General features: G+C 70.9%; 11 protein-coding genes and 3 pseudogenes. 4 read left to right on the forward strand and 10 right to left on the reverse strand.

Going from position 1 to position 14,076, the window contains the following annotated elements; all coding sequences use genetic code 11:
- Nucleotides 1-38: 38 nt before the first annotated feature.
- A pseudogene (locus OG322_RS34275) lies at nucleotides 39-386 on the forward strand (recombinase family protein); the annotation flags it as partial.
- Nucleotides 387-453: 67 nt separating this feature from the next.
- On the opposite strand, the gene OG322_RS34280 reads toward OG322_RS34275, so the two are convergent.
- The 3 genes and pseudogenes from OG322_RS34280 to OG322_RS41720 all read right to left on the reverse strand — a co-directional run.
- Nucleotides 454-582 carry a hypothetical protein gene (locus tag OG322_RS34280; RefSeq protein ID WP_329307819.1) on the reverse strand — a complete coding sequence of 43 codons (129 nt, stop codon included), beginning with the start codon at nucleotides 580-582 and terminating at the stop codon, nucleotides 454-456.
- Nucleotides 583-1,021: 439 nt separating this feature from the next.
- Nucleotides 1,022-1,153, reverse strand: coding sequence for a hypothetical protein (locus OG322_RS34285; RefSeq protein ID WP_260147325.1), 132 nt, complete (start codon nucleotides 1,151-1,153; stop codon nucleotides 1,022-1,024).
- Between the two features lie 234 nt (nucleotides 1,154-1,387).
- Nucleotides 1,388-1,489, reverse strand: a pseudogene (locus OG322_RS41720) (IS5/IS1182 family transposase); the annotation flags it as partial.
- A 378-nt stretch (nucleotides 1,490-1,867) separates the two neighbouring features.
- On the opposite strand from OG322_RS41720, the gene OG322_RS34290 reads away from it, so the two are divergent.
- Together OG322_RS34290 and OG322_RS34295 are read left to right on the forward strand one after the other, a co-directional pair.
- The gene (locus OG322_RS34290; RefSeq protein ID WP_241200488.1) at nucleotides 1,868-3,037 is read left to right on the forward strand and encodes a type III PLP-dependent enzyme; all 1,170 of its coding nucleotides are present in this window, start codon (nucleotides 1,868-1,870) and stop codon (nucleotides 3,035-3,037) included.
- Entirely contained in the window at nucleotides 3,034-3,579 is a 546-nt protein-coding gene (locus OG322_RS34295; protein ID WP_124286242.1) for a GNAT family N-acetyltransferase, read from the forward strand. Before OG322_RS34290 ends, OG322_RS34295 begins: the two co-directional genes overlap by 4 nt.
- A gap of 241 nt (nucleotides 3,580-3,820) precedes the next feature.
- On the opposite strand, the pseudogene OG322_RS34300 reads toward OG322_RS34295, so the two are convergent.
- From OG322_RS34300 to OG322_RS34310, 3 genes and pseudogenes are all read right to left on the reverse strand, one after another.
- Nucleotides 3,821-4,524 (reverse strand): annotated as a pseudogene (locus OG322_RS34300) (transposase); the annotation flags it as partial.
- 179 nt (nucleotides 4,525-4,703) lie between these two features.
- Entirely contained in the window at nucleotides 4,704-6,044 is a 1,341-nt protein-coding gene (locus tag OG322_RS34305) for a glutamine synthetase family protein (RefSeq protein WP_123469611.1), read from the reverse strand.
- A 217-nt stretch (nucleotides 6,045-6,261) separates the two neighbouring features.
- Nucleotides 6,262-7,296 carry a 3-oxoacyl-ACP synthase III family protein gene (locus OG322_RS34310; RefSeq protein WP_185095627.1) on the reverse strand — a complete coding sequence of 345 codons (1,035 nt, stop codon included), beginning with the start codon at nucleotides 7,294-7,296 and terminating at the stop codon, nucleotides 6,262-6,264.
- A gap of 326 nt (nucleotides 7,297-7,622) precedes the next feature.
- Between OG322_RS34310 and OG322_RS34315 the strand changes: the two genes are divergently transcribed.
- Nucleotides 7,623-8,675 (forward strand): alpha/beta fold hydrolase, encoded by a 1,053-nt coding sequence (locus tag OG322_RS34315; RefSeq protein WP_164494553.1) that lies wholly within the window; start codon nucleotides 7,623-7,625, stop codon nucleotides 8,673-8,675.
- 160 nt (nucleotides 8,676-8,835) lie between these two features.
- On the opposite strand, the gene OG322_RS34320 is transcribed toward OG322_RS34315, so the two are convergent.
- Genes OG322_RS34320 through OG322_RS34335 form a run of 4 tightly spaced genes read right to left on the reverse strand, consistent with a single transcriptional unit; the run spans nucleotide 8,836 to nucleotide 14,074 of the window.
- Nucleotides 8,836-9,627: an ABC transporter ATP-binding protein gene (locus tag OG322_RS34320; protein WP_124286243.1), complete on the reverse strand. Its 792-nt coding sequence runs from the start codon at nucleotides 9,625-9,627 to the stop codon at nucleotides 8,836-8,838.
- Nucleotides 9,624-11,489, reverse strand: a complete 1,866-nt coding sequence (locus tag OG322_RS34325) for a dipeptide/oligopeptide/nickel ABC transporter permease/ATP-binding protein (RefSeq protein WP_241200443.1) — start codon at nucleotides 11,487-11,489, stop codon at nucleotides 9,624-9,626. The genes OG322_RS34320 and OG322_RS34325 overlap by 4 nt, the downstream gene beginning before the upstream one ends.
- Before the next feature lie 3 nt (nucleotides 11,490-11,492).
- A complete protein-coding gene (locus OG322_RS34330; protein WP_124286244.1) occupies nucleotides 11,493-12,461 on the reverse strand; it encodes an ABC transporter permease in 969 nt (322 codons plus the stop codon).
- Nucleotides 12,462-12,490: 29 nt separating this feature from the next.
- Entirely contained in the window at nucleotides 12,491-14,074 is a 1,584-nt protein-coding gene (locus OG322_RS34335) for an ABC transporter substrate-binding protein (protein ID WP_123467718.1), read from the reverse strand.
- Nucleotides 14,075-14,076 lie beyond the last annotated feature (2 nt).

The raw sequence follows: 14,076 nt of genomic DNA on the forward strand, positions 1-14,076 counted from the left end.
GATCGCTCCCAGAGGTCGTGCCGCCGATTCTCCGTACCATGCGTGCGCGAACGGAGAGAGACGTGCACGGTACGGACCTACATGCGATCGAGCGTCCCTATGACGGATGCGGTAAATGCCTGCTCGGAGTGCGGCGACTTTCGCGCGTGAAGCTGGCGACGTCATCCCCCGAACGCCAGCGGGAGAACGTGCTCACCGCCGCCGCGTCCGTGGGCGCGCACATCATCGGCTGGGCCGACGACTGGGAGGTCTCGGGCGCCACGGACCCCGTGACTCGTCCGAAGCTGGGCCCCTGGCTCCGCGATGAGAGGGGTCCTCACGACGGCCTGGTCGCGGCCGCCGTGGACCGGCTGGGTCGCAACGTCGTCGACTGCCTGAACACCGGTTACAAGATGCGGGACGAGAACTCGACGCCGGTGAACGCCCCGTCCACGACAGGGCCGGCGGCAGGCTTCAGTCCGCGCTCTCGGAGATCATTTCCAAGAGCGCGGAGGCTTTTCCCATCACCTCGGGTGCGGCCTTGTTCCGTGCCAGGTCCTTCTGCAACCGCTCCACCTGCTGCCGCAGCTTTTCGTTCTCCACCTCCGCGGCGGACTTCTTCGCACGGGCCGGGCTGGTCCGGCGGTCGACCAGGTTTTCCAGGGCCCCGGCATCCCGGGCGGCCCGCCACTCCTTGACATGCGAGTGGTAGAGCCGTTCCCGGCGTAGGACCGCACCCTTCTCGTTCCTGGGCGCGGCGTCGTACTCGGCGACGATCCGCAGCTTGTACTCCGAGGTGAAAGGGCGGCGCTTCGGCCTCGGTGCCGGGGGCGGACCCGGCCGGTTCGGTGCTGGCCATGAAGGGTGATTCTCCTGTCGTGCCCTCTCAGGCTAATCCGACGAAGCGGGATGTCTCACCCAAGGCTGACAGAGAGGGAGGAGATACTCAGATTCGAGTGACGGGTCCAAGGCACCTTGCGGTTGAGTATCACCTTCTTCAATGCCTCATGAGTCGCTCGGTCCCATAGCCCCTCGCAAAGCCTTACGGGGTTCCGTCCTTGCCGAGCACAGGCTTCTTCTGGTGCATCAGGTAGCCGAGTGTGGCCTCCGACAGGAGGATGGTCTTCAGGCTCTGCGGGGCCCATGGCCGACCTCCGGCCGGCTTGCCGGACATCGCGGCCAAGTGGTCCGCAGGCGACGCCTCTCCCGCACGGTTAAGGCGGCCCGCCTCACTACTGGTCGTGACATTCTCGGGATGCTGGCGTTCAGGGGAGGGCGTCGCCAACTTCACGCGGGACAGCCGCCGCACTCCGAGCAGGCATTTACCGCATCCGTCATAGGGACGCTCGATCGCATGTTAAGGCAACTCCCAGGCCATACGGTTGTTACGCAGGCTGGCCGACTTCTACACCCCGAACAGCGGGCCCAGTCGTCGCATGGTGAGGTTGGTCCGCCAGTACGCGGCGGACCAGCACGTCGGCACCGCCGTCATCGACCACACTCTCCGGCGTACTCCTCACCGGCCATCCGACCGTCCTGTCGGCTGGACCGCGGGTTCCCCACTGCCCGTTCGAGCGCGACCTCAAGGATGCGGTGGCGCAGGGAGCGCGGCAGGGAGAAAAGCCGGGTCGGGCGTCATAACCGACCTGGGTCCTTCTCGTTTCCCCTGTGGATGCCAGCAAGCCTTTGGCATCGATCATCCAGTTGAATGGGAAGTTCACACGTGAGGCCTCAGGCCACCGACACGCGTCAAATCTCCGAACAGCGTCGGACGGCCGACCGTAGCAGCACCGGCCACCGCACCCTGACAGCGTCGGCCGCCGTGCACGCGCCCGCCGCCTGCCACCCCGGCCGGTACGGCCGCCTCGGGCGGCACGACCGTCCTGCCCTGCGCGCCGCCCTCGCCGCCGCAGCCGAGGACGCCATCATCTACGACCTTGACGGCATCGGTCGTCAATACAGCGCCCTGTGCGCCGAACTGCCAGGTGTCGCCATCCGGTTCGCGATGAAGGCCTGCCCCGTTGGCGAGGTGCTCGACCACCTCGCGCACCTCGGTTCCGGCTTCGACGCGGCCAGCCCGCAGGAGATCGTCGAGGCGCTGCGCACCGGGGCGGCCCCCGAATCGATCCACTACGGCAACACCGTCAAGTCCGACCGCAACATCGCGGAGGCCTACCGGCTGGGCGTGCGTGACTTCGCCACCGACAGCGTGGAGGACGTCGCCGCGATCGCCGAACATGCCTCCGAATCACGGGTGTTCTGCCGGATCGTGACCACCGGCGATGGTGCTTTGTGGGGCCTGAGCCATAAGTTCGGCTGTTCGCCCGATGACGCTTTGCGAGTGCTCGGTGCCGCCCGGGCCGCAGGGCTGGTGCCCTCCGGTCTGTCTGTGCACGTCGGCTCCCAGCAGATGACAGCCGAGGCCTGGGGTGAGGCGATCGAGACACTGGCCGCCTTGGTGGAGACACTCAACCGGCACGGCATCGTTCCGGACCGGATCAACCTCGGGGGTGGGCTGCCCGCCCTCGGTGTCCTCGACCGGCACGGCAGGCCACTGGAACCGCCGCTGGACAAGATGTTCACGGTGATCCGCGAAGGGATGGAACGGCTGCGCGACGTCAACGCCGCCCCTCTGGCCTTCCTGTTGGAGCCCGGCCGCCACCTGGTCGCCGATCACGGCGCGATCCGTGCCCATGTCGCCCGGCTCACCTCCCGCCATCGGCTCGACGGCACCCGTGAGGACTGGCTCTACCTCAGCTGCGGAAAGTTCAACGGCCTCTACGAGATGGACCAGTTGCAGTACCGCCTGGAGTTCCCGACCCACCCCGACGGGCAGTTCGTCAACGCCGTGGTGGCCGGTCCGACCTGTGACAGTGACGACGCCTACGCTCAGGACGGCATGGTGCGGGTCCCACGCACGATCACCTCCGGCGACCCGGTCTGGGTCCACTCCTGCGGTGCGTACGCCGCCGCCTACGCCACCCAGGGGTTCAACGGCTTCTCGCCACTGCCGTACACCTGCATCGGCGGCCCGGCGCCGGACGGTGAAGGCGCATGAGCGACACGCGGATCCGGCTGCTCCAGGAGGAGGACTGGGGCGAGTTGGTGACTCTGGAGGAACGCACCTATGCGGCGAGCGGGCTGTCCGAGGGAGAGACGGCGCTGCGCTCCCGCCACCGTGCCTCACCCTCCACCTGCTTCGTGCTGGAGCACGCGGGCGGCTTCGGAGGCTACCTGCTCGCACTGTCCTACCCGCTCTTCCGCTGCCCGGACCTGAGCCTGGCCGAGGAAGGCGAGGCGCAGGGGAGCAACCTGCACCTCCATGACCTGGTGATCGCCGAGCGGGCACGCGGCCGGGGCCTGGCTCACCGGATGCACCAGCACTTGGAGGAGGCCGGACGGGCGGCCTCCTACCAGACGCTCTCCCTGGTCGCCGTGCACGGCTCGCAAGCGCTGTGGACCGCGCTGGGCTACCGCGCCCGGCCCCACATCGGGCTGCCCACGAGCTACGGCGCCGAGGCGGTCTACATGGCGAGGCCCCTGGAAATCGCTGTCCCGAGTCGGCTCTCGGCACCTCTTCCGAAGCCGAAGCCGGGCTGACGCGAACGTGTCCGCCCCCACCGTGTTCCGCCGTTCCCGACCAGCCACCGGCGCACTGCCCTTTCTCCTCGGATTCCACTACGCCACTAGCCTCTCTGTTTCGGTTGGGGTGTTGAGGCGTCGTTGATCGTCAACTGTCGGCTGGCCGAGGTGTTTTCTCAGTTCGGGCATGGTGAGGTCCCGGCGCGATGGTCGGGTTCTCCGGGGTCCTTCGGGTTGTGGGCGGACAGGGGTTCACCGGTCAGCTGGCGGGACGGGGCAGTGCGGCGGGGCGGTGGAAGGCCATGGCCAGCTCGTGTCTCCAGGGCCAGGTCGCCGAGATCCGCAAGCGCAGGCGTCGGCCGCCGCGGGTGAGGCGGGCAGCGACGTGCAGCAGTTGGTAGCGGAGCTTCTTCGGCTCGGCCGTGGCAAGTTCGCCGTCCAGTAGCGGGACACGGGTCCAGGCCAGCAGATCGACGCCACGAGGCTGAGTTCGAACCAGACGGCGTTGACGCCGAAGTCGCGAGAGGGGAAGCGGCCGAATCCGGTGCTCTTGCCGCACCGGATGTGGTCCTCGACGGTGGCGTGCCCGCGGTGGCGGGCCTCCAGGAACTGGGCGGAGCCGCTGCCGGAGTACGGGGTGTCGGTGAGGAACACCTGGTGTCGCAGGCCCTCGACGTGATCGAAGAGGGACAGCTGTGCTCCGGGGTGCGGCCGCTCTCGGCGCACGATGATGCGGGTGCCGGCCGGATAGCCGTCCAGATCGACCATGCCGGTCAGCTCGGCGGTCGCGGCGCCGTCACGCATCGTCCCGTCCTGGCCCAGGGTGGGATGCCAGAGGTGGTCGGGCATGGCGCGGACAGCGCGGCGGACCGGCTCGGTGATGGCGTAGCCGACCGAGAAGAAGGTACGGATTCCTCGTCTCCGCACGTCACGGACGTGGGCGAGGAAGGCTTTCGCGCTTCCGCGTAGCCGTCGCACACATCGAACGCTCAGAGCGCACCACGGGCAACCGGGTGCGCCGGGCCGCCGGTCGGTCCGAAGCGGAACGGAGCGTGCGGCAGGCCCGGCGCGTCTGGGCGATCCTCTGCCGAGCCGTCGGGCCATCCAGCCGTCGGGCCCGGGGGCGTTGCGTGACTCGCGCGTCAATACCGCCAGCGGACCGCCTCGATGAGGTCCGCGTCGGTATGCGTCGCGAACAGCTCCGACTCCGCCCGCCGGACGGCCAGTACGGCTTCGTACAATTCGGCGCCGAGTGCCCGTCGAAGCAGAGCGGACTTCTCGTATGCGTCGGTCGTCTCCGGCAGGCTCGCCGGGAGGCGTTCGACGCTGTCGAGGGCGGCGGGGTCGCTCCGGGTCTCGGGAGGCAGGGGCAGGCCGGCGTCGAGACCGGCGAGTCCGGCGGACAGCACGCCTCCGATCTCCAGGTACGGATTGGCGGTTGCGTCGAAGCACTTGAACTCGGCGTTGGCCTGCCCGGCGGTGGAGCCGGCGATCAGGCGCAGCGCCGCCTCACGGTTCTCCAGGCCCCAGCAGCGGTAGGCCCCGGCAAAGCGGGAGGGGACCAGGCGCAGGTAGGACGCGACGCTGGGCGCGCCGAGGGCGAGCAGGGCGGGCAACTCGGCCAGTACGCCGGCGAAGAAGTGCTCGGCATCGGGGTGCAGCCCGTGACGGCCGGGGCCGCCGTGTCCGAGGTTTCGGCCCTGTCGCCAGAGGCTGAGGTGCAGGTGTCCGCCGTTGCCGATCTCACCCTCGGTGAAGACGGGCGCGTACGAGACACGCAGACCGTGCCGGACGGATACGGCCCGGATGGTGTGGCGCACCAACATCGTGGTGTCGGCAGCCTCCAGCGGCCCCTCTGCGGCGACCGAGACCTCGAATTGTCCGGCGGCGTACTCGGGATGGAGCTGCAGCACGTCCAGTCCTTGCGCGGTGAGGGCGCGCAGCACCTCCCGCAGGTAGTCGGTGTGCTCGATGAAACGGGTCATCCCGTACCCGGGCCCGACCGCTGCGGGGTCTCCGGCGGCGTCGGCCACCACCCACTCGATCTCGATGCCGGCTCGCACCGAGAGCCCGCGCCGCTCGACGGCCTCGGTGGCCCGGCGGGCGAAGTCGCGCTGGCAGCCGGGGTGCGGGGTGCCGTCCTGGGTGTAGCGGTTGGCCGGGGCCCAGGCCCAGCCGGGCTGTGCGGCGAGCGGGGTGAGCCGGTCGAGGTCGGGGACGAGCCGCAGGTCGCCCATCGGGCCGGTGCTCGAAGGCGTGGTGGTGAAGGAGTCGTCCACCAGGGAGACATCGAAGCAGGGCAGGGCGCCGACACCATACTGGGCAGCGTGTTCGAGTTGAGCGAGCGGGACGGATTTCACCCGGGTGAGCCCGGCGTTGTCGACCCAGCCGAACACCACCCCGTCGATTCCGTCGGCGGTGAGCTGAACTTCGGCTGCCCGGGCCTGGGCGGCCCGTTCAGCCCGGGAGCGTGTGGTGGCCATGCAGTCCATGCTGGTGCTCGCGGCAGCGGGTGCACCAGCGATTGTTGGGAGTTCACTCGTCCGTGAACGGGCGGAGCAGAGACGCGAGACAGGACGGGCAGCAACCGTGAAACACGACGCGTTGCCTGTGCCCGGATGTTCGCATCACTGACACTCGTGTCGTCCGGGGTTCGACGGGTTCGGCAACCCGCCGAGTCATCTCGGTTCTGTCAGTCGGTCAGGCGTGCCGGAGGCAGAGGGTTCCCCACTGGAAGCCTGCGCCGATCCCGGACAGCACGTAGGTGTCTCCCGGCAGGAGGGAGCCCTCGGTGACAGTGGTGTGCAGTGCCGTGAACAGGCCGGCTGATCCGGTGTTGCCCAGCCGGTCGATTGTGATGGGTGCACGCTCACGGGGAACGCCCAGGGCGGCCATGGCCTCCGTGAGGATGTTCAGGTTGGCCTGGTGCAGGAAGAAGTGCCGGACCTGGTCGATCGGCACGCCGGCGCGGTCGGCGGCGCTGGTGATGCTCTCGGGCAGGCGTGTGGTCGCGGCGTTCCAGACGGCGCGGCCGTCCATGGACAAGTAGTGCTCTCCGGCGGCGACGGTGGCGGTGCTGGCGGGCAGCCTGGAGCCTCCGGCCGGGATCTGGACATCGTAGGAAAGCCGCGAGCCCAGGTCGTAGGAGAGCAGGCCCGCGCCGGGGGTGTCGGCACGGGTGAGGACCACTGCTGCCGCGGCGTCCCCGAAGAAGACACCGGTGGTGCGGTCGGTGGGATCGGTGATCCTGGAAGCGCAGTCGGCCGCGAGGAGAAGGATGGTGGCGATGGAGGGGTTCTGCAGGAAGTGGGCGGCGATCAGCATGGCCTGGATTCCGGAGGCGCAGGCGGCTTGGGTGACGTCCAGGGACAGAGCACGGTGGGCGCCGAGGGCGTCTTTGACGATCAGCGCGGTCGACAGGAGCGGCTGGTCCCCGGTGTACGTGGCGACGATGACCGCGTCCAGTTGCGCGGGCTCGATGCCCGCGGCGTCCAAAGCCGGGTGGGCGGCGGCGACGCACATGTCGGAGGTCGCCAGAAGCGGGTCCAGACGGCGGCGTTCGCGGATACCGGTGCGGCTGGTGATCCATTCGTCGCTGGTGTCCAGAGTGCGGGTGAGCTCCTGATTACTGACGACCGTCGGTGGCAGGTGCATCCCGGTTCCGGCGATGGCGAAGGGCACGGACAGGCCGGCACCGGTCTGGTGGAAAACGGCCTGGTCCAGGGCGACGGTCACAGGGCGGCCCTCCGCTCGGGCGCGTTCGGCGTTCCTCGAAGAATTGCCATATTCGATTCCTTTCCCTATTCGTTCACGAATGCCCAACACTTCCAAGTCCATCGCATTTCAACGCCGCCGCATCATCTCACGGAAATCTGATCTGAAGTTCACCCTTTAATCAATGAGAGTGAGAAAAGATTCGACTGCTTGACTTCGCATAACTGGAAGGCCTTTGTCGCGCTGAGAGTGCGCGGAGGGCGGATACTGGCGGTTATCGGTTGTCGAATACCTTTACGGAGGGGCCGATGCGACGGGGCCGGCGGGACGGACGAGTTGCGGATTCCTTGCTCGCGCTGTTGAGCCGGGACTGGATCGGGGTGCCGGTCGCGGTGCTGGTAGCGGGGGCGGGCGGAGGGCTGGCCGGGGCGGGCACGGTCGGGGCGACGGCGCTCGGTGCACTGGCGATGGCTGTCGGTGTGCTGTTGGCGGTGGGAGCCGTGCGCCACTTGGTCCTGCTGGCCCGCGAGCGGCGGGAGAACCCCCCGCCGGGGCGGCTGGTCGGTGTGGGCGGCCACCGGATGCACGTCCTCGCCGAGGGAGAGGCCGGGAGCGGGCCGACGGTGGTCTGGATGGCCGGCGGGCACGCACCCGGTGAGGCCTTCCGGGAACTGCACACCATGCTGTCGGCCCGGGCCCGGTCGGTGTTGGTCGACCGGTTCGGTTCGGGCTGGAGCGATGTCGGGACCTTTCCGAGAACGACGGCGGGCGAGGCGGAGGAGCTGTGGGCGGCGCTGGAGGGAGCAAGGGAGCGGGGACCCTTCGTGCTCGTCGGTCATTCCTTCGGAGGTTTGCTGGTCGCGAACGCGGCCAGGCGTCGGCCCGATCTGGTGGCAGGTCTCGTGCTGCTCGATCCGACACCCCCGGAGGTGGTCGCCTTCGCACCGCGCAGCCGACAGATCGCGCGGATGCGTCGCGGTCTCCTGCTGACGGCGGTGCGGCAGCTGTTCGGTGCCCACCGCGGCCCGGGGAACCGGGCGGGTCAAGGCTGCGCAGCAGCGTCAGTCTTCGCCGAGTTGTCGCCGTCCGGCTTGGCGAGAGTCGGATGGGAGACCGTGGTGTACGACGGGGATCTCGGGGACCTGCCTCTGGTGCTGGTCATACCCCGGGGTCTCATCGGCGGTGAGGCGGTGTTGGCCGGCGCCCGGGACGCTGCCGAGGCCGAGCGGATCAGCCGCTTCTACCTCCGGAGCAGGGTCCGGTATCTGTCTACATCGACGTCGTCACGACTGGTGTACACGCCGGAGGGAACGGGACACGACTTTCCGCACGAGGTTCCCTCGTTCGTGGTCGGTGTGGTCGGGGACCTGGTGCGGGAGCTTCGCGCAACCGGCCCCTGACTGTCACGCGGAGGCGGTCCCGACCGGTGTCGGCGGGAGGAGAAGCCCAGGTTCATGACGGTGCCGACGTGCGTGCGGCGGCGGTACAGCGGCTGCCGAGGGCGAGGGCGGTGCCGCTCACCCCGGCGCCGCCGGACACCGTGTCCGTGCGCCCCACCGGTCATGACGTCCGTTCCTCGAACGGGGACGTTCCCAGGGACGGCACGGAGGCGAGCAGCGTGCGGGTGTAGGGGTGTCGCGGTGTGCGCAGGATCGTCTCGGTGGGGGCGCTCTCGACGATCCGGCCGTGCCGCATGACCGCCACGGTGTCGGAGACGTGGCAGACCGCCGGCAGGTTGTGACCGATGAAGAGCACCGAGAGTCCGAGCCGTCGCTGGAGTTCGCGGATCGTGTTGAGGACGGAGGCCTGCACCGAGACGTCGAGCGCCGAAGTGATCTCGTCGGCGATCAGCAGGCCGGGGTCGACGGCCAGGGCGCGGGCGAGGGAAACCCGCTGGCGCTGGCCGCCGGACAGCTGCCGCGGCAGGCGGTCGGCGAGCCGGGGGTCCAGACCGACGAGGCCGAGCAGCTCGGTGACGCGCTCGGCGCGGGCGGCCCGGTCGAGTCGGCGGAAGACGGTGGCGGCCTCGACGAGCGCCTGGCGGGCCGTCATCCGGGGGTCGAGCGCGGTGTCCGGATCCTGGAGGACGACCTGGACCAGGCGGCCGAGCCGACGCCGGTCCCTGACCGTGCGGGTTCGGACCTCCCGGCCGTCGATCATGACCCGGCCACCGTGCACGGGGACGAGGCCGACGATCGCGCCGGCCAGGCTGGACTTCCCGGAGCCGGACTCGCCCACGAGCCCGAGCGTGGTGCCGGACGGGATCTCCAGCGAGACACCGTCCACGGCGGCGAGGGAGATGCGGGAGCCGGGATGGCGGACGGTGAGGTCGGTCACCTGAAGGTGGGTCATGAGCGGGCCACCGTCTTCAGGACCGCTGTCACCGGTTCCGGATGCCAGCAGGCGACGCGGTGGGTGGCGTCGAAGTCCTGCCACGGTGGAGCCTGCTCGGCGCAGTGGTCCTGGCGGCGCGGACAGCGGGGCTCGAACGGGCAGCCCGGTGCAGGCACGAGCGGGTCGGGCGGTGAGCCCCCGATCGTCGGCAGCGGTCGGCCGCGGTCGGCGGCGAGGTCCGGCACCGAGGCGACCAGGGCCCGGGTGTAGGGGTGCCGGGCGCCGTCGGCGAGGCGGTCGGCGGGCACGGCCTCGACGATGGCGCCCGCGTACATCACCAGGACTCGTTCGCAGAACTCTCCCACGAGTGCGATGTCGTGACTGATGAACAGAAGCGCGGCGGAGGTGTCCCGCCGGATGTCGGTGAGCAGCCGGGTGATCTGCCGCTGCACGGTGACGTCGAGCGCGGTGGTCGGTTCGTCAGCGATGATCAGCCCCGGTCGCGTCATCAGCCCCGCCGCGATCATCACGCGCTGGCGCTGGCCGCCGGAGAGCTGGTACGGACGTGAGCGCAGCAGCGCCGGGGACAGAGCGACCCGGCGCAGGGCGTCGGCAGCCTCCGCAGCGGCCTGCGCACGGCTCGTCCCGCGGTGGGCCCGGACGGCCTCGGTGAGCTGGGTGCCGATCCGCAGGGACGGGTTGAGCGCGGAGGCCGGGTTCTGGAAGATCACCGACAGGCCCGTCGCGAGGTGCCGGTCCCGCTCCTTCGGCGTCAGGCCGGCGAGGTCGGCTCCGAGCAGGCGCAGGGTGCGCCGGGACACCCGGGCACCGTAAGGGAGCAGGTCGGCGACGGCGAGCGCGGTGAGCGACTTGCCGGATCCCGACTCACCGACGAGCCCGACGGCCTCGCCCGGCCGCAGCGAAAGGCTCACACCGCGCACCGGCTGGATCGTGCCGCCCGGGGTGGGGAGTTCGACGGTGAGGTCCTCGACCTGGAGGACCAGCCCGTCCTCGGCGGGGCCGCTCGGCGCGGGCGTCGGTGCGGGGGCGCGTGGCGCCCGGCCGCGGCGGGCGACGCTCCCGGCCAGGGCCTCGCCGAGCAGTTGGAAGGTCAGGGCCGCGTAGAGGACGGCCAGGCCCGGGGCCAACGCGGGCAGCGGCTCGGCGTAGATCCGGTCGAGCCCCTGACTGAGCAGCAGTCCCCAGTCGTAACCGGGCGGTTGGACGCCCAGGCCGAGGAAGCTCAGCCCGGAGAGTGCGACCAGGGTGGTGCCTGCCGCCGTGGTGGTGCTCAGGAGCAGCGGCTCCGCGATGTTGGGCAGGACGTGCCGCCACAGCAGCCGGTGGCGGCGCAGGCCGAGGACCCGGGCCGCGGCCAGGTGGTCGGTGCCCGCGACCCCCGCGGCGAGGGTCTGGGCGAGCCGGGCGAATCCGGGGACGCCCGCCGCTGCGAGGGCCAGCACCGCCCCGGCGGTGCCCGCGCCGAACACGACCGCGAGGAACATCGCGACGAGGAGTGCCGGGAAGGCGAGCAGGAGGTTGATCAGCCCGGCGGTCAGTCGGCGGCCGCGCCGGCCGAGGACTGCGGTACAGGCCCCGACAAGGATTCCCGAGCCTGCGCCCAGCAGGACTGCCGCCAGCGCGAGCAGCAGGGATGGCCGGGTGGCGGTCAGGACCCGGGCGAGCAGGTCCCGGCCGAGGCCGTCGGTGCCGAAGGGGTGGGCAGCGGAGGGGCCCCGGAGCACGGCCGAGGGGTCCGGGCGGTCGGCCGCCGCGCCCCAGACCATCGGACCGACCACGGCGAGCGCGACGAGTGACACCAGCATGAACGCGGTGGCCCAGGCGATGGGTGAGCGCCGGAAGCCGGAGGGTAGGCACATGGGTCACATCTCCCGGATGGCCGAACGGGGATCGAGTACGGCGAGCAGAACGTCGACGAGGAGGCCGGCGAGCAGCACGGTGGTGCCCAGTACCAGCACCATCGCCTGGACCACCGGGAAGTCCTGTGCGACCGCGGACTGAGCCATGGCGGAGCCGATGCCGGGCCAGGCGAAGACCTTCTCGACCAGTACGGTGCCCGCGATCAGGGCGGGCAGCAGACTGCCGGCGACCGTGAGTGCGGCTGTGGCCGTGTTGGGTGCAGCGTGCCGGAGGTAGCGCCGTGCGGGAGACAGCCGTTTGCTCCGGGCGGTGCGCAGGTAGTCCTCGTTCAGCACCTTCAGCGCTTCCACCCGGACGATGCGGAGCAGGACGGCGGTGGGGGCGAGCGAGAGCGCGAGGACGGGCAGGACGAAGGACCCGACGCCCGCCGCCCCGGCCACCGGAAGCAGTTGGAGGCCGACGGCGAGCAGCGCGGTGAGTCCGGCGGCCAGGACGAAGTCCGGCACTCCGGCCAGACCGGCGGTGACCGCGGTGAACGCCAGCTCGGTGCGCGGACGGCGGCCGTCGCGGGTGCGGACGGCGGCGAGCAGGCCGCCGGGCAGGGCGACGACGAGGGTGACCACGAAGGCGAGGCCGGCGATCCCCAAGGTGGAGGGCAGCCGGGTGCGGATCATCTCCGCGACCGATGTGCCGGTGACCAGGGAGGTGCCGAGGTCTCCGTGCAGGAGGCCGCCGAGGTAGTGCCAGTACTGGGTCAGGAAGGGTGCGTCGAGCCCGAGGGCGTGCCTGCGGGCGGCCACCAGATCGGGGGCGGCGTCGACGCCGAGCGCGGCCCGGACCGGATCGCCCGGGACGAGCCGGATCATCGCGAAGGAAGCGGTGAGCACGAACCCGAGGGAAAGGATCAGCCGGAGGGTGCGGCGGCCGAGGAACACTGTCCAGGGGTGCCGCAGCAACGGGGGTACGTACATGCTGGGCCCTCGGTCACTGAGGTGGGCGGTCACTGGTGGAGTCGGATGCTGGTGGGAACGAGCCGGCCGCCGAAAGTGGTGGCGAAGGTGGTGCGGTAGCCGTATACGCTGCTCCGGCCTTCGGCGATCGGCAGCGCGTCGGCCGAGCGGAAGAGCGCGGCGGCTGCCCGGTTCCAGGTGCCGCATCCGGTGGTGTCGGTCTCCCGGAGTGCCTGGGCGACCAGGGCGTCGTACTCGGGATTGGTCACTCCCGCGAAGTTGAGGCCCTGGGCGGGGGCGGATCCGGAGAAGAAGGGGATGAAGCCGGCCGGCAGGGCGAAACCGGGGGTACTGCCAACCACGACGTCGAAGTCGGCGCTCCGGTACATGGCGTTGACGAGGGCGGGCAGGCTCTCGGTCACCAGGTCGACCTCGGCGCCGAGCTCCGTCCACTCCCGGGCCATCAGCTCGGCGACGGAGGGCAGGGTCGGGCCGAGGTCGGGGCTGGTGATCAGGCGGAGCCGGAGCTTCCGGCCGTCCTTGGTCAGCGGGCCGTCGGCGGAGCGGGTCCAGCCGGCGTCACGCAGGGCCTCGACGGCGTTCCGCGCGGGCAGGTTGGCATCGGCGAGGCCGGCGTGGCAGACGGCGCCCTCGGCGCCGAAGTCGGTGGCCGGGCTCCCGGTGCCGCCGACGGCGACGTTGGCCAGGCCCCGGCGGTCGAGGGCGGAGACCAGGGCGCGGCGCAGCTCCCGGTCGGCGAGTACCCGGCCCGGGCGCTGGTTGAAGAACGTGAGCCCGACCACGGTCGCCACGTCGGCGGTGGTCAGGCCGTGGCCGGTGAGCCGGGCGCGGTCCGGCCCGCTCACGCTCGCAATGCCGACGCCTCCGGTGAGCAGCAGGTTCGCCGCGGTTGAGGACTGCGGCACCACCGAGATGACGATGTGCTCGGGGAGGCCGGGGGGCGTAGTCGTCGCCCCGTCGGGTCCCCAGGAGTAGTCGTCGCGGACGGTGAACTCGTACGGTCCGCCGGGGGTGTAGTGGGTCAGCACGTAGGGGCCGGTTCCCTGGGTGGCGCGGTCCAGCGAACCGGGCCGGTCGAGGCCGGCGGGGCAGACGATCGGCAGCAGACCGATGGTGCGGGTGAGGAAGGGGAAGGGGGCGGCGGCGGCCACCGACACCCTGCCTGTGCCGTCGTCGGCGCTCGCGGTGAACGGGACGTTCGGCAGGACGGTCCGGGCGCCGGCGAGCTGGTTGGCCGGGTCCGCCGCGTAGGTGAGCGCCCTGGCCACCGCCGAGGCGGTGAGGGGAGTTCCGTCGGAGCAGGTGACGCCTGGGCGGAGGGTGAAGGTGGCCGTGGTGGTAGTTGCCTGCCAGGAGGAGGCGAGGCCGGTGACCAGGGTGCCGTCGGGGGCGAGGTTGACCAGGGAGTCGTAGGCGTAGCGGGCCTGGGCGGCGCCGAAGGCGGAGTACGGGTCGAAGCTCGGTGTCTCACTGGACTCGGCGATCCGGACGGTGCCTCGGTCCACCAGGGGGGTGTTCGTCGAGGAGGTGGCGACGCCGCCGCAGCCGCCCAGCGCGACGGCCGAGGCCGTGAGAGCGGCCGCCAGGGCGACCGGCGGAGTGCGTCGGAACATGA

The organism is Streptomyces sp. NBC_01260, from assembly GCF_036226405.1.
Lineage (GTDB): Bacteria > Actinomycetota > Actinomycetes > Streptomycetales > Streptomycetaceae > Streptomyces > Streptomyces laculatispora.